This is a genomic window from Miniphocaeibacter sp., assembly GCF_049276255.1.
Classification (GTDB): Bacteria; Bacillota; Clostridia; order Tissierellales; family Peptoniphilaceae; genus Miniphocaeibacter.
In genome coordinates this window covers 66505-84851 of record NZ_JBASWB010000083.1, presented here as the reverse complement: position 1 = coordinate 84851, position 18347 = coordinate 66505, and the positions used below count along the sequence as shown (strand labels likewise).

The following is an 18347-nucleotide window of genomic DNA, read 5'->3' as shown; positions in this document are numbered from 1 at the left end:
ATTATGAATGAAAGAATAGAATCAGTTATAATTTTAGAAAAAGTTAATACAGAATCAGGTTATTCAAATGAATTAATTAACTCTGTAAAAAATCAAGATTTAAATAGGAATTTCATAAGGGAATTGGTATATGGTGTAATTGAAAATAAAATATTATTAGATTACATATTATCTACTAAATTAAAAAGACCTAATAAAAAACTTCCTACAAAAATTCAAGAAATATTTAGAATAAGTATTTTTCAAATTCTTTTCTTAGATAATGTACCTAAATATGCTATAGTAAATGAAGCATTAGAAGCAGCTAAATATTTTAAATTAGATAAATACAAAAATATCTTAAATGCAATATTAAGGGATATAGAAAAAGGCGACGAGGAAAAATATTTAAAAAAAATCAAGGATAGAAATTTAAGGATTCAAACGGAGTTTTCAGTTTCAAAAGATTTTTATGATATTCTATCAAAAGATTATTCAACAAAAACTTTAATAAAAATATTAAATTCCTATAATTCTAAACAAGAGTTTATTATTAGAATTAATAAATTGAAAAGTAGTATAGAAGATGTAAAGAATATATTTGAAAGAAATAATATTTTATTTAAAGAACATCCATTTTTAAACAATTCTTTAATAATTGAAAATCCAGGAGAGGTTTTTAAATTAGAATATTTTAAAAAGGGATTTTACACAGTACAAGATGGGGGTAGCACTTTAGTTTCAAAGGTTTTAAATCCTAAAAAGAACTCTAGAGTATTGGATTTATGTGCAGCTCCTGGAAGTAAAACCTGTCATTTATCTGAAATTATGGAAAATACAGGAAGTATTTTAGCAAATGATATACATTCTAAAAAATTAAAAAAAATTCAAGAAAATATAAAGAGATTAGGATGTAAAAACATAGAAACAGTAAGTTTTGATGCTAGTGAATATAAGGAAAAATATAATGGGGAATTTGATTATATTTTAATAGATGCACCATGTTCTGGTTCAGGTATAGTCTCAAGAAAACCCGAAATAAAACTATATAGAACTAAGGAACAAATTCAGGAATTAATTACCATTCAAAGAAAAATACTTGAAAATGGATTTAAATATTTAAAAAAGGGTGGTAGTTTAGTTTATAGTACATGTAGTATTTTTAGTGATGAAAATGAAAATCAAGTTAAGTGGATTTTAAATAATATTGAAAATGTAAATATATCTAAAATAGATTTTAGAAATAAGGAACTTGATTATATTAAACTCATGCCATATGAAATTGGTAATAATGGCTTTTTTATGAGTAAATTCACAAAAAAATAGGCGTATTATGGTATAATAGATAAGGATTAATATGAAAAAAATTAGTTATAATAATATGGATTTAAAGGAATTAGAGGATTTTTTTATTTCCATAGATGAAAAAAAATTTAGAGCAGAGCAATTGTTTATTGGTTTGCATAATAAAAATTATTTTGATTTAGATGAATTTACAAATATTTCTAAGGAATTAAAATCTAAATTAAAAGATTATGGATTTATAAATAAAAGTGAAATATCCAAAGTTTTTAAATCTAAATTGGACAATACAAGGAAGTATTTAATTAAATTAAATGATGGTAATATTATTGAATCGGTTTATATGGAATATAGTTCTCATAATACAATTTGTATTTCTTCACAAGTAGGTTGCAGAATGGGATGTACTTTTTGTGCTTCTACAAAGCAAAAATTTGTCAGAAATTTACAACCATCTGAGCTTTTAAATCAGATTTACTTAATTCAAAAAGATGTTGGTAAAAGGATTAGTAATATTGTTCTTATGGGTATAGGAGAACCTTTAGATAATTATAATAATGTACTTAAATTTATTAAAATACTTTCAGATAAAAAAGGATACAATATAAGTAAAAGAAATATTACTTTATCAACATGTGGTATTGTACCAAGAATACATGAACTTGCAAATGAAGATTTACCTATTAATATTACAATTTCTCTACATAATCCATTTGATGAAGAGAGAAGAAAAATTATGCCAATAGGTAACAGGTATTCTGTAGAAGAAATTATAGAAGCTACAAAATATTATTTTCAAAAGACTGGAAGAAGAATAAGTTTTGAATATACTTTAATTGAAGGAGAAAATGACAGTTATACACATGCCAAAGAATTAAGAAGAATACTACGAGGCCTTAATTGTCATGTAAATTTAATACCTTTAAATAAAATTAAAGAATTTAATAAAAATAGTTCAAATAGAGAATCTATTAAAAAATTTAAATCATATTTAGATGAATTTGGAATTACGACTACTATTAGAACTAGTTTAGGGCAAGATATAGATGGTGCTTGTGGACAATTGAGAGCAGCCCATAATTTTAATTAAGGATGTGATGATGTGCAATTATATTCTAGTACAGATATAGGACTGCAGCGTAAATTAAATGAAGATTATTATGATAATTATATAGTTGATGATATGGCCCTTATGGTTGTAGCAGATGGAATGGGAGGACATAATGCAGGTGAAATAGCCTCAGAACTTGCAGTAAAATCCTTTGTCTATTTTTTTAAGGAAAATTATGAAAAATATGACAACTACTTAGATTTACTAAAAGATTGTGTTTCCTATTCTAATAGCATTATATATGATGAATCTCACAACAATGAGGAATTATTAAATATGGGAACTACTATTGTAGTTGCTTTAGTTAAAGATAATTCCCTTTATATTTTAAATGTTGGAGATAGCAGGGCCTATTTTTTAAATCAATATGGTTTTAGGCAATTATCCAAGGACCATTCTCTAGTTAATGATCTGTTAAGTAATGGAACTATTACAGAAGAAGAGGCTAGAACCTATATACAAAGAAACGTTATAACTAGGAGTTTAGGGTCTGAAGAAAATGTTGAGCCTGATATGATAGCTATTGATATAGAGGAAAATGATACGGTTTTACTTTGTACAGATGGTTTGAATACGATGTTAGAAGATTATGAAATCGAAGCAATTTTAAGAGAAGAAATTCAAATTGAAGATAAAGTAAATAAATTAATAGATGAAAGTTTAAAAAAAGGTGGAAATGATAATATTACTATTTCCTTATTTGTAAAAGAGGAGGTAGCTAAATGATAGGCTTAACTCTTGGAAATAGATATGTAATCGAGGAAAATGTTGGTATAGGTGGAATGGCTATAGTATATAAGGCCAAGGACACACTATTAAATAGATATGTAGCAGTAAAAGTTTTGAAAAATGAGTTTATGGATGATGATGAATTTTTGAAAAAATTTGCTATGGAAGCTCAATCTGCAGCAAGTTTATCTCATCAAAACATAGTGTCGGTATATGATGTTGGCAGTTCAACAATAGAAAATAAAAAGTATAATTATATTGTTATGGAGTATATTGATGGAAAAACACTTAAGGATATTATTAATGAAAAAGGTGCATTAGATCCTGAGTATATTGCTAATATTGGTTTTCAAATAGCTGCTGCAATAGAAGCTGCACACAAAAATGGTGTTATTCACAGAGATATTAAACCTCATAATATATTAATAAACAGTGATAATATTGCAAAGGTTACAGATTTTGGAATAGCTAGAATTTCATCGACAGCTACAATAACATATACTTCAACTGTTTTAGGAACTGTTCATTATATTTCACCTGAACAGGCAAAGGGTAAATTTATAGATGAAAAATCAGATATTTATTCTTTAGGTGTTGTACTCTACGAAATGGCAACGGGAAAGGTACCTTTTGATGCTGAAAATGCAGTTGGCATAGCTTTAAAACATATTCAAGATCCTTTAATAGAACCAAAAAGTATAAATCCTTCAATTCCTGATGGATTAAATGACATTATTATAAAGGCTATGGAAAAAAATCCTAATGATAGATTTGAAAATGCTACAGAAATAAAAATAGCTCTTTTAAATTACAGAAATTATAAAGCCAATTATAATGATGATTTGGAGAAGACTGAAAGAATTGGTGTAATTAAAGACGAGGATTTAGAAGAGAAAAAAGATACTAAGGCAATTTATAATATGCCAAAGGAAGATGAAGAAGAAAATAAACCAAAGAAAAAAGAGAAAGGTAAGATTTTCAAAACATATATTTTACCAATTATCTTAGCTCTTTTAGTTATGGTTGCTGGTGTTTTTGCCTTTAAAGTCTTTAGTGGAGATATAAAACTATTTGGAAAAGATATGGTTAAAACTCCAAATCTATTGGATTATACCTATAGTGAAGCAGAAGAACTATTAGAAGAAGAATACAAAGAATATGAATTAGGATTAGAAATAGTAGAATCTGACGATGATGATAATACTGAAGAAGGAAAAATTGTTAATCAAGATCCTGCAGCTGGAACTGAAATAAAAAAAGGCACAATTATTAAGGTGAAAATTAGCTCAGGGGAAGAGGAAGTAACAGTTACTAATTTAAAGGATTTAACTAGGGAAGCTGCTATAACTGAAATTAATAGGTTAGGTTTAAAAAGAGGGGCTGTTCAAGATCAATATAGCGATACTGTTCCAAATGGTATTGTAATAAGTCAGGACCCTGAAGAAGGTGCTGTAGTTGCACCAGGATCTACAATAACAATAGTAGTTTCTAAAGGTCCAAAACCGGATAATCCAAAGATGCCAGATGTAACAGACCTTACAGTCGACAGAGCAACTAGCATATTAAATGATCTAGGTTTAGTAGTTAGTTATAATAAAGTTTATAGTGATGAAGTTAAAGCAGATAGGGTAATTAGTCAAAGTATAAATACTAATACAGAAGTTGAACAGGGACAAAAGGTTGTTTTAACCATTAGTCTTGGGCCTGAGGAAAAACCTACAGAACCAGAAGAAGACAATTCAACAACAGATGCAACTTTTTCAATAAACACTTCCGATATTAAAGAGGGAGCCTTTGATGTTAGAATAACTAGCAAAGATGGAAATACTATTTATAGAAAAAGACATAATACCAATGAGGGAAAAACCATAGATATAAATGTTTCTAATGTTCCTACCGGAAAATATGATATTTATATAGCCGGTGAATACTATGATACGGTGAATGTTTAATAATGAATAAAATCATTAAGTCACATAGAGGAATTTATTATGTGGAAAATAATAATGAAATAGTGCTATCTAAGGCAAGGGGAGTTTTTAGAAATCAAAACATTAAACCAGTAGTAGGTGATAATGTAAAATTGTCTATTAATAATGATGGTACAGGCTATATAGACGAAGTATTTGAAAGAAAAAATCAATTACTTCGTCCACCTATTGCAAATGTTGATCAAGTAATAGTTGTTATGAGTATATTATCACCTGATATAAATTTAAATTTATTAGATAGATACTTGCTTATGCTAGAAAAATCAAAAGTAGACATTAAGATAATATTTAATAAAATTGATTTATTGAAAAATGATGATTTGAATTATATTTTCGATATATATAGAAATATTGGTTATGAGATTTTTTTAAACTCCAACAATGAAACAAAAAATATAGAAACATTAAAAAAAATATTTAATAATAAAATTACTGCAGTAGCAGGACCTTCTGGAGTTGGTAAGTCTACAACATTAAATAATGTTTTCGAGGATTTAGACCTAGACACTGGACTTGTTAGTAAAAAAACCCAAAGAGGTAAACATACTACAAGAACTGTTAAAATGCTTAAAATAAATGAAAATACCTATATAATAGATACTCCAGGCTTTAGTTCTTTAGATTTAAGTTTTATAGAAGATAGAGCAGAAATTAGAGATAATTTTATAGAATTTAAGAAGTTTTCAGCTAATTGTAAATTTCATAATTGCTTTCATATAAATGAACCATCTTGTGCTGTGAAGGAAGCAGTAAAAGTCGGAGACATTTCTGAGTATAGGTATAATAATTATAAATTGATTTTAGAAGAATATGATAATATAAGGAGATATTAATGGCGTTTTTATCACCATCGTTGTTAGCAGCAGATTTTTATAATTTAGAAAAACAAATTAAGGTTTTAGAAGAAAATAATGTTAAATATCTACATTTAGATGTAATGGATGGAAATTTTGTTCCAAATATTTCCTATGGACCAGGAATTATAAAATGTTTAAGGGAAAAAACAGACCTTATTTTTGATGTTCATTTGATGATTGAAAAACCTGAAGATTATATTGAAGATTTTGTAAAAGCAGGTGCAGACATTATTACCATACATCAGGAAGCTACTAAACATCCATTAAGGGTTTTACAACAAATAAAAGAGTATGGAGTAAAGGCTGGAATTTCTTTAAATCCTGGTACATCCTTGTCAGTTTTGGATTATTTATGGGATGAACTTGACTTAATTTTAGTAATGACTGTTAATCCTGGATTTGGTGGACAGAGTTTTATACCAAGTAGCATAAATAAAATAAAAGAAACTAAAAGGTTGATTAATAAGTATAAAAATGATATATTGTTAGAGATTGATGGAGGAGTTAAAACAAGTAATTTAGATTCCCTTTTAGATTTAGGAATAGACATATTTGTTTCAGGCTCTGACATTTTCAATAAAGATTTAAATCTTATGAAGGAAAAAATTGAATATTATTTAGAAAGAATCTAATTTATCACTAGGGGAGCTTAAGCTGAGAATGTTATACATGACCCTTTTACCTGATCTAGATAATACCAGCGTAGGGAAGTGAATTTTATAATATTATTTATTTGTATTATATTTAATTAATATTATTTTAATCCATTTACCTTGTTGGTAAGTGGATTTTTTATTTTAAGAAATTAATATAAAAAATTTATTTCAACAAGCTCAACATGTTTTGTATAAATTATTTCTAAATAAGTAAGGATTTGTTTAAATTTAGGAGGAAAAATGGATACAAAAAAAAGTACTATAGGAAAAGTTAATGTTAAGATGTTGGCAGAAGCTGGAATAATGATAGCTTTATCAATTGTTTTAAATTCTATTACCTTATATAGAATGCCTCAAGGTGGTTCAATTACACCGGGAGGTTATGTGCCGATACTATTATTTGCATTGAAATGGGGACCGGCTAAGGGTATAACTGCCGGAATAATCTATGGTTTAATAGACAGTTTATTAGGTGGTGGTATAATTCATCCGATACAGTTTATATTGGATTATCCTTTAGCCTATGGAATGTTAGGTTTAGCTGGTTTTGGCTATAATATAAATTTTAAAACAGCAAAAGGTAAAATTAAATTAACAGCTTCAGTTTTATTTGCAACAATTATGAGATTAATAATGGCAATTTTATCTGGTGTAATCTTTTTTAAAAAATACTTACCAACAGATATTCCATATGTACTAGGATCATTTATTTATAATATATCCTATGTACTTCCTAATACAATTATATGTATAATATTAATATTCATATTATATCCAAGATTGGCAAAAATTAATAAATAAGGTGGAAAGATGATAGGTTTAATTGTATCTGGTGGCGATAGGGTAAATGATAATTTACTTAAAAATTACTCTTCTAAGGCAGATTTTATAATAGCTGTTGACAAAGGGGCAGAATCCTTAATTGCAAATAATATAAAAATAGATTTATTAGTAGGAGATTTTGATTCAATTAGTGAAAAGTCTTTAAATATTTTAAAAGAGAGGAAAACTTCTATTAAAAAATTAGAAATAGAAAAAGATGAATCCGATACAGAAGCGGCATTAAACTATTTAATTAAAAATAATTACTCTAAAATTTTTATGTTAAATTGTACAGGAAGTAGACTAGATCATACTATATCCAATATTTTTTTGTTAAAAAAATTATTAGATGATAATATTGAAGCTTATTTATTAGATAATAATAACAGGGTAAGAATGATAAATTCAAAAGCAAGAATCAAAAAAGAATATGAAAATATTTCAATAATCCCTTTAACTGTAGATGGAATAAATATTAGCTTAGAAGGATTTTATTATAAATTATCTAATGAAGAAATCGAATATGGAAGTAGTAGGTGTATAAGTAATTTTCTAATAAATGACTTTGGAAATGTAATTATAAATTCGGGTTTAGCCCTAATAATAGAATCTAACGATTAAAAAAATACCTCGAAAGAGGTATTTTTTATATCTAAATATATTATAATTATTGAGGTCTAACAACTTTACCAGATCTTAAACATCTAGTACACACATTAATTCTTTTTGTTTTTCCGTCAACAACTGCTTTTACTTTTCTAATATTTGGAGCCCAACTTCTATTATTCTTTTTATGTGAGAAAGTAATGTCGTGTCCAAATACTCTGGATTTTCCACAGATTTCACATTTTTTTGACATAGTTACACCTCCTGTCAATAATATCAATATTCTTGTTTAGAACAGTAATATTATAGCAAACAAAGTTTTTTTATGCAACAAATAGTTAATTTATATGGTACTTTGGGTAAATTATATTTACATTATTAGTATTTTACATTAAAATGAATGTATATGTATAAAATTAAGGAGGCAATATGACAGCTCATATAATAAATGAATTGGGAGTAATACAAATTAGTGATAATGTTATCTCTATGGCTATAAGTGATGTTACAATGCAATCATATGGTGTTGTAGGACTAGTAAGTGCAAGTGCTACTGATAGCTTATTGACTTTATTAGGAAAAGATAATATAACTAAAGGCGTTGTATTAAATATAAAAAACAATAAAATAACTATAGATGTACATGTAATATTAGAATATGGAGTTAAAATTTCAGTTGTCACTGAAAATTTAATTGATGCAATTAAATTTCATGTAGAAGAATATACTGGTATAGCAGTTGAGAAAGTAAATATAATAGTAAGAGATATTAGACTCCAAAATCAGGAGGAAATATAATGAATATAACAGATGGTAAGTTGTTTACAAATATGCTTAGGGCAGCTTATCTCAACTTAGAGAAGAATAAAGAAGAAGTAAATAGATTAAATGTTTTTCCTGTTCCAGATGGAGATACAGGAACGAATATGTCGTTAACTTTAAAATCGGCAGTTAAAAATATGGAAACGGAAAATAGTGAAGATATTTCAAAAATTGCCAAAGCCTTTAGTACAGGTTCCTTAATGGGTGCAAGAGGAAACTCTGGAGTTATAACTTCCCAAATTCTAAGGGGTTTTTCCCAAGGAATTGACGATGCAAAAATTATTGATGTTGAAACTTTAAAAAATGGTTTAGTACAAGCTTATAAAATTGCTTATAAGGCAGTTATGAAACCTACTGAAGGAACAATACTAACAGTAATAAGAGGTATAGGTGAGTTTGCCGAGGCCAATTATAAGAATTATGTAGATGTTAAAGTATTTTTTGAAGACATTATTGCTGAAGGTAAAAAAGTACTAGAATCAACTCCGGAAATGTTACCTGTTTTAAAACAAGCTGGTGTAGTAGATGCTGGAGGTATGGGACTTATTGTCATATTAGATGGAATATTAAACTATGAAAATATTGAGTCCAGTGAATCAATTTCTGTAGAAACTGCAAAAATTAACTCTTCTAGTTTTCCTATAGCGCAAGATACAGGTGATGATATTAAATATGGATATTGTACTGAGTTTATGATTGAAACTGACTATGGTGACTATTTAAAATTCAGAAATGATATTTCTAAATTCGGTGATAGTATTTTAGTAGTTAAGGGTGACGGTTTAATTAAAACGCATATCCATACTAATAACCCTGGAGTAGTTTTAGAAAAAGCCTTACAGTTAGGCCAATTAAAAGATATAAAAATAGATAATATGAGAATTCAACATAATCATATTATTGCAGGAAAAGAAGCAGATGAATATTTTGATCCTGCTATGGACCCAAATAAAAAAATGAAATACGGCTTTATATCTGTTTCTAGCGGAGAAGGATTTTCAAAATTATTCAAAGAATTAGGGGTAAATAAAATCATTTCCGGTGGGCAAACAATGAATCCATCTACAGAGACTATATTAGAGGCTGTAGACGAAATTAATGCAGATAATATATTTGTTTTTCCAAATAATGGAAATATTATTCTTGCAGCAGAACAAGCAAAGTCATTATCTGAAAAGAATATTATAGTTATAAAGTCTAAAACTATACCACAGGGAATTACTTCCCTATTGTCATTTGATGAAGAATTAAATCCAGAGGAAAATGAAAAGGAAATGAGTGAGGTTTTAAGTACCGTAAAAACAGCTCAATTGACTTTTTCTATTAGAGATACAGAAATTAACGGATTAAAAATTAAAAAAGATGATATTATTGGATTAGAAGGTGGGGAAATACTTTCTACTGGAAAAAAACTTAATAAGGTAACCTTGGATTTATTAAGTAAGATTGTTGATGAAGACTCTAGTTTAATTACCGTTTATTATGGCGAAGATACAGAAGATAAGCATGTAAATGACTTAGAAAGAAAACTTACTAGAATTTATGAAGATTTAGATATAGAATTTGTAAATGGTGGACAGCCATTATATTATTATATTATTTCAGTGGAGTAAGCCTTACGTATATGTAAGGCTTTTTATTTATTAATATGAATTTAAAAGAAATTAAAGGCATTGGCCCTAAAAAAGAAAAATTATTAAACAATTTAGGCGTTTTTACTGTAGATGATTTAATTGAATATTTTCCTAGAAAATATGAGGATAGAAGTAAGGTAGTAAATATTAACGATGTAGCAAATGGAGAAATGGGATTGTTTTTTTTGAAAATCATTTCTCCTTGTGTTGTTTCTTACCCTAAAAGAAATATGTCAATTACTAAATGTAAGGCAACAGACGGTGAAAAAATTATAAATTTAAGATGGTTTAATAACTATTTTATAAAAAATACGATAAAATTAAATAATACCTATTATATTTATGGTAGGCTTGTACGAACAAATAAATTTATTGAAATAGATTCGCCTATTGTTAATAAAACTCTAGGAGGAAGTTTAGGAAAAATCTATCCTATTTATTCTCTAACAAAAGGTCTAACTAACAACGATATAAATAAATTTATTATTGATGCTTTAAAGAGGACTAATATCGAAAATATTTTACCAAATTGTATTATAGAAAAATATAGTCTAATAGATAGAAAACTAGCTATTAGGAATATTCACTTTCCTGAAAATGAAAAACTCCTTGTACTTGCTCGTAAAACCTTAAAATTCGAGGAATTATTAGTATTGCAAACAGCTATTAACCTAGACACTATTATTGTTAAAAAAGAAGGTATTCAATTTAACGATTTTAAGGAAGTTAATGAATTTATAGAAGGATTACCCTATAGGTTAACAGATGCTCAAACAAGGGTTATAAATGAAATATTTAAAGATATGAACGAAAACAAATCCATGAATCGACTTGTTCAAGGGGATGTTGGCTCTGGTAAAACCATTGTAGCAGCAATTGCGATGTTAAAGGCCTTTTATAACGGTTACCAGTCAGCTATGATGGCTCCTACTGAAATTTTAGCAACTCAACATTATAATTCATTAAAGGAATTATTTAAAAACATTGACCTTAAAGTTGAATTACTAAAGGGAAGTATGACAAAGACAGAAAAGGATAGTGTTTATGAAAGAGTATCTAACCATGAAATAGATATTTTAATAGGAACACATGCAATAATAGAAGATAAGTTGAAATTTTCTAAAATTGGTTTAGTAATTACAGATGAACAACACAGATTTGGAGTTAAACAAAGAGCTGAAATTTCAAAAAAAGGAAATGTAGATACTTTAATTATGACAGCTACACCAATCCCTAGAACATTAACTTTGGCTATGTATGGAGATTTAGATATTTCTATAATAGACACATTGCCACCAGGACGTAAAAATATTGATACCTTTGCGGTAAATATGAATTATGAAAAAAGAGTTATAAATTTTTTAAAAAAACAAATTAAAGATGGCAGACAGGGATATATTGTATGTCCTTTAATTGAAGAATCAGATAAACTAGAGTTAAACTCTGTACTTGAATTATATGAAAGATTAAAAAATGAATATTTTCAAGACGTTAACATAGCTTTTATACATGGTAAAATGAAAAATGATGAAAAAGAAAGTATTATGAATGAATTTTTGGAAAATAATATAAAAATATTGTTTTCTACAACAGTAATTGAAGTAGGAGTTAATGTTCCTAATGCAAATATTATGATTATTTATAATGCTGAGCGTTTTGGACTTTCTCAATTACACCAATTAAGAGGGAGAGTAGGTAGAGGGGAATACCAATCCTACTGTATTTTAATTAATAATTCAAATAGTAAGATTGCTAGGGAAAGAATGAGAATTATGCAAAATTCAAATGATGGTTTTGAAATTTCAAAAAAAGATTTGGAATTAAGAGGTAGTGGTGACATACTAGGTACTAAACAAGCTGGTCTGCCTAGTTTAAAAATTGCAAATATTTTTGATGATATGAATCTTTTAAATACAATTCAACCTATTGCAAAAAAAATAGTAGTCCAGGGGAAATTAGAAGATAAAGAATTTTTAAATCTTAAAAAAAGAATATTGGAATTTTCAGATAGATTAAAAGAAAATATTATATTTAACTAGGAGGATTATGAGAGTTATATCTGGTGAAAAAAAAGGCATGAAATTATTTTCTACTAAGGATAAAAACACTAGACCAACAGAGGATAAAATAAAGGAAGCTATATTTAATATATTGTCTGATATAGAGAATAATTCTGCGGTTTTAGACCTTTTTGCAGGTACAGGCAGTATAGGTATTGAATTTTTAAGCAGAGGGGCTAATTTTGTCGTTTTTAGTGAAAAGAGCAAAATTAATATTAAATGTATAAAGGATAATCTTAAGCATACTAACTATCTAGATAGAAGTAAAATATACTTTGGTGACTATATAATAAACTTGAAAAATATAGCTAAGGATTTTTCTGGATTTGATTATATTTTTATAGACCCTCCTTACGAAAATGTAAAAATGTATTATGATTCTTTAGAATTAATTTATAGTTTAAAGCTTTTAAATAAAGGTGGAATTATTATATTAGAAAGTAATTCAGAATTGGATTTAACAAAATACAATATTATTAAAGAAAAAAAATATGGTAAAAAATTTATTTATTTTATAGATTTAGGAGTTGATTATGAAAATAATATATCCAGGTAGTTTTGATCCTATAACTTTAGGACATTTAGATATTGTAGAGAGAATTTCAAAAAAATTTGATGAGGTCTACATAGCTATATTAAGCAACTATAAAAAACAATCTCTTTTTACAGTTGATGAAAGAATAAAAATAATTGAAGAGGCTTGTAAAGATTTTAATAATGTTAAAGTAGTAGCCTTTTCTGGACTATTGGTGGATTTTGCAAAAAGTATAGATTGTAAATTAATAGCCAGAGGCCTAAGAGAAGTATCGGATTATGAAAAAGAAGTACAAATGGCCCTTATGAATAGGGCACTAGACAACGATATGGAAACTCTTTTCCTAGTATCTAATGCTAAATATTCATTTGTTAGCTCATCTATTATAAAAGAAGTAATTTCTTTTGGAGGAGATGTAGAGAGTTTTGTGCCAGAAGCAGCCTATAAAATGTTAAAAATCAAGTATTTGAATAAGTAAATTCTTGTAAGTTAACGGTTTTTAATATATAATATTTAGAGAATTATAAATTTGGGAGGTATTTGTATGGATGTACTTCAAATTATTGAAGAAATAGAAGATTTACTAGACGAAGCTTCTACAGTACCATTTTCTAAAAAGGTTATGGTGGATACAGACGAAGTATTTCATCTTTTACAACAAATAAGACAAGGATTACCTGGAGAAATTAAACAAGCTCAATGGGTAAATGAGGAAAAAGACAGAATATTAGCTGAAGCTGAAAGAGATGCTTCTGCAATAAAAGATGAAGCTAACAAAGAAGCAGATAAAATCATTAATGATGCTAAAGAAACATTTAATAATATGATAAGTGAGCATGAAATCACTAAAAAAGCAAATGAATTTGCAGAAGATATTGTTTCTAAAGCAGAAGAAAATGCTAGGGTTTTAAAGACTCAATCATTAACTTATGTTGATGAAATGCTTCAGGCAACTCAAGACAGACTAAAAGAAATCTTAAATGATTTAGAAGAAGATAGAAAAGAATTAAGATAAAATTTTATTATATTTGAATAATTCATATCGAATGCCTTTAATTATTTAAGATAAACTCAATAGAACAGTGATGAGGAATATTTATAAAAATATTTTTTAGAGAACTAATGGATGGTGAAAATTAGTAAATATTTTATAATGGGCAACTCTGAGTTCATTAATCAAGTGACGACATAAGTCGTAAATAGGGTGGAACCGCGGAAAACTTTCGTCCCTAGCTTTAGCTAGTGGTACGGGGGTTTTTTTATTTATAATAAATTATTAGGAGGAAGTTATGGCTAAGGAAATTAAAATGGAAAATATTGTTAGTCTTGCTAAAATGAGAGGATTTGTTTATCCAGGCTCTGAAATATATGGAGGATTATCAAATACATGGGATTATGGTCCTTTAGGAGTAGAACTTAAAAATAATATTAAAAAAGCTTGGTGGAAAAAATTCATACAGGAAAGTAAGTATAATGTAGGAGTCGATGCAGCAATTCTTATGAATCCATCAGTTTGGGTTGCATCAGGACATGTTGGTGGTTTCTCAGATCCATTAATTGATTGTAAAGAGTGTAAATCTAGATTTAGGGCTGATAATTTAGTTGAAGATTATTTTTTAAATAAAAAAAATGAAGAAGTTGTAGGCTTAGATGGATACACAAATGAAGAATTGAAAAATATTATTGAAGAAGAAAATATTAGTTGTCCAAAATGTGGTAAACATAATTTTACAGATATAAGAAAGTTCAATTTAATGTTTAAAACCTTCCAAGGGGTAACAGAAGATAGTACATCAGAACTATATTTAAGACCAGAAACAGCACAAGGTATTTTTGTTAATTTTAAAAATGTACAAAGAACTTCTAGGAAAAAAATTCCTTTTGGAATTGGACAAATAGGAAAATCCTTTAGAAATGAAATTACTCCTGGTAATTTTATCTTTAGAACTAGAGAATTCGAACAAATGGAATTAGAATTTTTCTGCAAACCTGGTGAGGATTTAGAATGGTTTAATTATTGGAGAACCTATTGTAAAGATTTCTTATTAAATTTAGGAATACAAGAAGATAGACTTAGAATGAGGGATCATGGGGAGGAAGAACTTTCTTTTTACAGTGTAGCTACAACTGATATAGAATACTTGTATCCATTTGGTTGGGGCGAATTATGGGGTATAGCAGACAGAACTGACTATGATTTAAAACAACACATAGAAGGTTCAGGAGTTGACTTTACCTATACAGACCCACAAACCAATGAAAAATATATTCCTTATTGTGTTGAGCCATCAGTAGGTGTTGATAGAATGTTTTTAATGTTCCTATGTAATGCTTACGAGGAAGAGGAATTAGAAGATGGAACTACAAGAAATGTACTTCATCTACATCCAGCACTTGCACCATATAAAGCTGCTGTTCTACCATTGACAAAAAAACTTTCAGATAAAAGTGATGAGGTTTATGAACTACTATCAAAAGAATTTAACGTAGATACTGATGTTTCCGGCTCTATTGGAAAGAGATACAGAAGACAGGATGAAGCAGGAACTCCTTTCTGTATTACAGTAGACTTTGATACTTTGGAAGACAACTCAGTTACTATAAGAGACAGGGATACTATGAAACAAGATAGAATAAAAATAGATGATCTTGTTAATTATATTAGTGAAAGGATTGTGTTTTAATGGAGAAATTAATAGTTTTTGGCTCAGATAAATGTCCAGATTGCCCTCCGGCTTTAGAAGAATTGGATAATAAAAATATTGATTATGAATTTATTAATATTACAGAATCAATTCCTAATTTAAAAAGATTTTTGCTAATAAGAGATAATAATCCTGAATTTGATAAAGTAAAGAACAATGGTTCAGTAGGAATACCATGTTTTTATAAAGATGGAAATATTTTCTTTAATATTGAGGATATTTTATAAAAATATTGATTTGATTAATTTAATGTAGTAAAATAGTTTAACAAAAGGACGAATAAAAAGGAAAGAGGGATATAATGAGTAATGAGGTGTTAAACCCCTTAATAAGTGCTCAAACACAGTTAAAAACTGCATGCGAAAATTTAAATTTAGATTCTGCCATATATGAATTATTAAAGGAACCAGAAAGGGTTATTGAAGTTTCCATTCCGGTAAAAATGGATGATGGAACAGTTCAGGTTTTTAAAGGTTATAGATCAGCACATAGTACAGCTGTTGGTCCAAGTAAGGGAGGAATTAGATTTCATCCTCAAGTTAACTTAGATGAAGTAAAAACTTTATCTATGTGGATGACTTTTAAATGTTGCGTGACAGGTATTCCTTATGGTGGTGGAAAAGGAGGCATAGCAGTAGATCCTTCTAAACTTTCACAAGGGGAATTAGAAAGATTATCAAGAGGCTTTATTAGGAAAACTTATAAATATTTAGGTGAAAATATTGATATTCCAGCTCCTGATGTTGGAACTAATGCACAAATAATGAGTTGGATGATAGATGAATATATTACAATAAAAGGCGAACACTTAAATGGGGTAATAACTGGAAAACCTATAGTGTTTGGTGGCTCAAAAGGAAGAACAGAAGCTACAGGATTAGGTGTTGCCATAATAGCTAGGGAAACTTTTAAGAGTATTGGTAAAGATTTAAAAGGTTCAAAAGTAGCTGTACAAGGTTTTGGAAATGTTGGTAGTTTTGTTGTAAAATATTTAGAGGAATTAGGGGCTAAAGTAGTTGCTGTTTCAGAGTACCATCCATCAAAAGGAACATATGCAATATATAAAGATTCAGGTTTATCATTTGAAGAATTAAGTTCCAGTATGAAGGAACATAGGATGTTAAAAAATATTGAAAATTCTAAAGAAATATCCATGGACGATTTCTGGAGTTTAAATATAGATTTAATTGTTCCAGCAGCTTTAGAAAATGCCATTTCCGCTAAGGAAGCAAAATTAATTAAGGCAGATATAATTGTGGAAGCTGCAAATGGACCTATTACTTTAGAAGCAGATGAAATTTTAAATAAGGAAAATATAGTTGTAGTACCGGATATTTTAGCTAATTCAGGAGGAGTTACTGTATCATATTTTGAATGGGTTCAAAATCTTTATGGATATTATTGGGAAGAAGAAGAAATAGCAAAAAAACAGGAAAATGCTATGGTAACTGCTTTTGAAAATGTTTTGGAAATTAAAGATGGCTATAAAGTATCTTTCAGAGAAGCTACTTACATGTTTTCTGTTAAAAAAGTTGCTGAAGTAATGAAACTTAGAGGTTGGTATTAAATTTGAAAGTCATAATGTGATATAATTCATATTATGACTTTTTTAGGTGAAGATATGGAATATAAAGTAAAAAATAAAAATATAATAATTAAAAATAATAATGATTTTAATCCAAAGCACATATTTGAATGTGGACAAGCTTTTAGATGGAAAAAAGAAGAGGATAATTCCTATACTTGTATTGCTAAGGGAAGAGTTCTTAATGTTTCTCAACAAAATGATGAAATAATATTTAATAATACAAATGAAGATGACTTTAATAATATATGGATTGATTATTTTGATTTAAAGACAGATTATAATAATATAAAAAAGGAATTATCTTTAGAAAAAACTATAAAAGATGCCGTTAATTATGGATATGGTATAAGAATATTAAATCAAGAAAAATTTGAAACAATAATTTCTTTTATTATTTCGGCTAATAATCAGATTCCAAGAATTAAAAAATCTATTGAAATTATTTCCAGAAATTATGGCGAATTTATTGAAAACTTTAAAGGAGAAGATTATTTTTCATTTCCAGCTGCAGAAAAATTATCTAAAGTTTCAGTAGAGGAGTTAAGGGAAGTGGCAAGAGTTGGCTTTAGAGATAAAAGAATAATTGAAACATCTAAGCTAATAGCCAATAATGACTTTTCTATTAGGGAATCAGTTAGTTTAAATAGTGAAGAATTAAGAAAGGAACTAGAAAAACTTCCAGGAGTAGGTCCAAAAGTGGCATCTTGTATTATGCTTTTTTCTTATGGTCGAAGTGAAACTTTTCCTGTTGATGTTTGGATTAAAAGAGTTATGGAAGAATTATACATCAAAGAGGAAACAAATATAAAGCATATTGGAAAATATGCAAATGATATATTTGGTAATTTAGCAGGATATGCACAACAGTATTTATTCTATTATGGAAGAGAAAACTCCATTGGGAAAATTTAATTGGTTTTTATTATCACTGTATTACTAATTTAATGAAA

At 27.8% G+C, this 18347-nt stretch carries 19 protein-coding genes and 1 riboswitch; of the genes, 18 read left to right on the top strand and 1 reads right to left on the bottom strand.

Annotated elements, in window-relative coordinates; genetic code table 11:
• The first annotated feature begins 3 nt into the window (after positions 1 to 3).
• The 8 genes from rsmB (at position 4) to WAO56_RS11985 (ending at position 8068) form a co-directional block, all read left to right on the top strand.
• Complete coding sequence (rsmB, locus tag WAO56_RS12020) at positions 4 to 1305, top strand: 16S rRNA (cytosine(967)-C(5))-methyltransferase RsmB (RefSeq protein ID WP_422146375.1); 1302 nt, start codon at positions 4 to 6, stop codon at positions 1303 to 1305.
• A 31-nt stretch (positions 1306 to 1336) separates the two neighbouring features.
• A complete protein-coding gene (rlmN, locus tag WAO56_RS12015; RefSeq protein ID WP_422144297.1) occupies positions 1337 to 2371 on the top strand; it encodes a 23S rRNA (adenine(2503)-C(2))-methyltransferase RlmN in 1035 nt (344 codons plus the stop codon).
• Between the two features lie 12 nt (positions 2372 to 2383).
• A complete protein-coding gene (locus tag WAO56_RS12010; protein WP_422144296.1) occupies positions 2384 to 3118 on the top strand; it encodes a Stp1/IreP family PP2C-type Ser/Thr phosphatase in 735 nt (244 codons plus the stop codon).
• Positions 3115 to 5073: a Stk1 family PASTA domain-containing Ser/Thr kinase gene (gene pknB / locus WAO56_RS12005; RefSeq protein ID WP_422144295.1), complete on the top strand. Its 1959-nt coding sequence runs from the start codon at positions 3115 to 3117 to the stop codon at positions 5071 to 5073. The genes WAO56_RS12010 and pknB overlap by 4 nt, the downstream gene beginning before the upstream one ends.
• A 2-nt stretch (positions 5074 to 5075) precedes the next feature.
• Positions 5076 to 5945 carry a ribosome small subunit-dependent GTPase A gene (rsgA, locus tag WAO56_RS12000; RefSeq protein WP_422144294.1) on the top strand — a complete coding sequence of 290 codons (870 nt, stop codon included), beginning with the start codon at positions 5076 to 5078 and terminating at the stop codon, positions 5943 to 5945.
• Positions 5945 to 6601 (top strand): ribulose-phosphate 3-epimerase, encoded by a 657-nt coding sequence (gene rpe / locus WAO56_RS11995; RefSeq protein ID WP_422144293.1) that lies wholly within the window; start codon positions 5945 to 5947, stop codon positions 6599 to 6601. Before rsgA ends, rpe begins: the two co-directional genes overlap by 1 nt.
• Positions 6601 to 6695: riboswitch (TPP riboswitch) on the top strand. (Overlaps the previous gene by 1 nt.)
• A gap of 170 nt (positions 6696 to 6865) precedes the next feature.
• Positions 6866 to 7426, top strand: a complete 561-nt coding sequence (thiT, locus tag WAO56_RS11990; protein ID WP_422144292.1) for an energy-coupled thiamine transporter ThiT — start codon at positions 6866 to 6868, stop codon at positions 7424 to 7426.
• A 9-nt stretch (positions 7427 to 7435) separates the two neighbouring features.
• Positions 7436 to 8068, top strand: coding sequence for a thiamine diphosphokinase (locus tag WAO56_RS11985; protein WP_422144291.1), 633 nt, complete (start codon positions 7436 to 7438; stop codon positions 8066 to 8068).
• A 46-nt stretch (positions 8069 to 8114) separates the two neighbouring features.
• On the opposite strand, the gene rpmB is transcribed toward WAO56_RS11985, so the two are convergent.
• Positions 8115 to 8306 carry a 50S ribosomal protein L28 gene (gene rpmB, locus WAO56_RS11980; protein ID WP_243660788.1) on the bottom strand — a complete coding sequence of 64 codons (192 nt, stop codon included), beginning with the start codon at positions 8304 to 8306 and terminating at the stop codon, positions 8115 to 8117.
• 176 nt (positions 8307 to 8482) lie between these two features.
• On the opposite strand from rpmB, the gene WAO56_RS11975 reads away from it, so the two are divergent.
• The 10 genes from WAO56_RS11975 to WAO56_RS11930 all read left to right on the top strand — a co-directional run bounded on the left by WAO56_RS11975 (position 8483) and on the right by WAO56_RS11930 (position 18309).
• A complete protein-coding gene (locus WAO56_RS11975) occupies positions 8483 to 8851 on the top strand; it encodes an Asp23/Gls24 family envelope stress response protein (RefSeq protein ID WP_422144290.1) in 369 nt (122 codons plus the stop codon).
• Positions 8851 to 10488 carry a DAK2 domain-containing protein gene (locus WAO56_RS11970; protein ID WP_422144289.1) on the top strand — a complete coding sequence of 546 codons (1638 nt, stop codon included), beginning with the start codon at positions 8851 to 8853 and terminating at the stop codon, positions 10486 to 10488. The genes WAO56_RS11975 and WAO56_RS11970 overlap by 1 nt, the downstream gene beginning before the upstream one ends.
• 35 nt (positions 10489 to 10523) lie before the next feature.
• Positions 10524 to 12548, top strand: coding sequence for an ATP-dependent DNA helicase RecG (gene recG / locus WAO56_RS11965; RefSeq protein WP_422144288.1), 2025 nt, complete (start codon positions 10524 to 10526; stop codon positions 12546 to 12548).
• 7 nt (positions 12549 to 12555) lie between these two features.
• On the top strand, positions 12556 to 13125 hold the full coding sequence (gene rsmD, locus WAO56_RS11960) for a 16S rRNA (guanine(966)-N(2))-methyltransferase RsmD (protein WP_422144287.1): 570 nt from the start codon (positions 12556 to 12558) through the stop codon (positions 13123 to 13125).
• On the top strand, positions 13103 to 13582 hold the full coding sequence (gene coaD, locus WAO56_RS11955; RefSeq protein WP_422144286.1) for a pantetheine-phosphate adenylyltransferase: 480 nt from the start codon (positions 13103 to 13105) through the stop codon (positions 13580 to 13582). Before rsmD ends, coaD begins: the two co-directional genes overlap by 23 nt.
• A 66-nt stretch (positions 13583 to 13648) precedes the next feature.
• Positions 13649 to 14119: an ATPase gene (locus WAO56_RS11950; RefSeq protein WP_422144285.1), complete on the top strand. Its 471-nt coding sequence runs from the start codon at positions 13649 to 13651 to the stop codon at positions 14117 to 14119.
• 274 nt (positions 14120 to 14393) lie between these two features.
• Entirely contained in the window at positions 14394 to 15788 is a 1395-nt protein-coding gene (locus tag WAO56_RS11945; RefSeq protein WP_422144284.1) for a glycine--tRNA ligase, read from the top strand.
• Positions 15788 to 16036 carry a glutaredoxin domain-containing protein gene (locus WAO56_RS11940; protein ID WP_422144283.1) on the top strand — a complete coding sequence of 83 codons (249 nt, stop codon included), beginning with the start codon at positions 15788 to 15790 and terminating at the stop codon, positions 16034 to 16036. Before WAO56_RS11945 ends, WAO56_RS11940 begins: the two co-directional genes overlap by 1 nt.
• A gap of 74 nt (positions 16037 to 16110) precedes the next feature.
• Complete coding sequence (locus tag WAO56_RS11935; protein ID WP_422144282.1) at positions 16111 to 17376, top strand: Glu/Leu/Phe/Val family dehydrogenase; 1266 nt, start codon at positions 16111 to 16113, stop codon at positions 17374 to 17376.
• A 54-nt stretch (positions 17377 to 17430) separates the two neighbouring features.
• Positions 17431 to 18309 (top strand): DNA-3-methyladenine glycosylase family protein, encoded by an 879-nt coding sequence (locus WAO56_RS11930; protein WP_422144281.1) that lies wholly within the window; start codon positions 17431 to 17433, stop codon positions 18307 to 18309.
• The last annotated feature ends 38 nt before the right edge of the window (positions 18310 to 18347 follow it).

Coding starts and splice junctions, on each gene's coding strand:
- pknB (WP_422144295.1), top strand. CDS start 3,115: ATGATAGGCTTAACTCTTGGAAATAGATATGTAATCGAGGAAAATGTT.
- WAO56_RS11975 (WP_422144290.1), top strand. CDS start 8,483: ATGACAGCTCATATAATAAATGAATTGGGAGTAATACAAATTAGTGAT.
- WAO56_RS11950 (WP_422144285.1), top strand. CDS start 13,649: ATGGATGTACTTCAAATTATTGAAGAAATAGAAGATTTACTAGACGAA.
- WAO56_RS11930 (WP_422144281.1), top strand. CDS start 17,431: ATGGAATATAAAGTAAAAAATAAAAATATAATAATTAAAAATAATAAT.
- rlmN (WP_422144297.1), top strand. CDS start 1,337: ATGAAAAAAATTAGTTATAATAATATGGATTTAAAGGAATTAGAGGAT.
- WAO56_RS11970 (WP_422144289.1), top strand. CDS start 8,851: ATGAATATAACAGATGGTAAGTTGTTTACAAATATGCTTAGGGCAGCT.
- recG (WP_422144288.1), top strand. CDS start 10,524: ATGAATTTAAAAGAAATTAAAGGCATTGGCCCTAAAAAAGAAAAATTA.
- thiT (WP_422144292.1), top strand. CDS start 6,866: ATGGATACAAAAAAAAGTACTATAGGAAAAGTTAATGTTAAGATGTTG.
- WAO56_RS11935 (WP_422144282.1), top strand. CDS start 16,111: ATGAGTAATGAGGTGTTAAACCCCTTAATAAGTGCTCAAACACAGTTA.
- rsmB (WP_422146375.1), top strand. CDS start 4: ATGAATGAAAGAATAGAATCAGTTATAATTTTAGAAAAAGTTAATACA.
- coaD (WP_422144286.1), top strand. CDS start 13,103: ATGAAAATAATATATCCAGGTAGTTTTGATCCTATAACTTTAGGACAT.
- WAO56_RS11945 (WP_422144284.1), top strand. CDS start 14,394: ATGGCTAAGGAAATTAAAATGGAAAATATTGTTAGTCTTGCTAAAATG.
- WAO56_RS11985 (WP_422144291.1), top strand. CDS start 7,436: ATGATAGGTTTAATTGTATCTGGTGGCGATAGGGTAAATGATAATTTA.
- rpe (WP_422144293.1), top strand. CDS start 5,945: ATGGCGTTTTTATCACCATCGTTGTTAGCAGCAGATTTTTATAATTTA.
- rsmD (WP_422144287.1), top strand. CDS start 12,556: ATGAGAGTTATATCTGGTGAAAAAAAAGGCATGAAATTATTTTCTACT.
- WAO56_RS11940 (WP_422144283.1), top strand. CDS start 15,788: ATGGAGAAATTAATAGTTTTTGGCTCAGATAAATGTCCAGATTGCCCT.
- rpmB (WP_243660788.1), bottom strand. CDS start 8,306: ATGTCAAAAAAATGTGAAATCTGTGGAAAATCCAGAGTATTTGGACAC.
- rsgA (WP_422144294.1), top strand. CDS start 5,076: ATGAATAAAATCATTAAGTCACATAGAGGAATTTATTATGTGGAAAAT.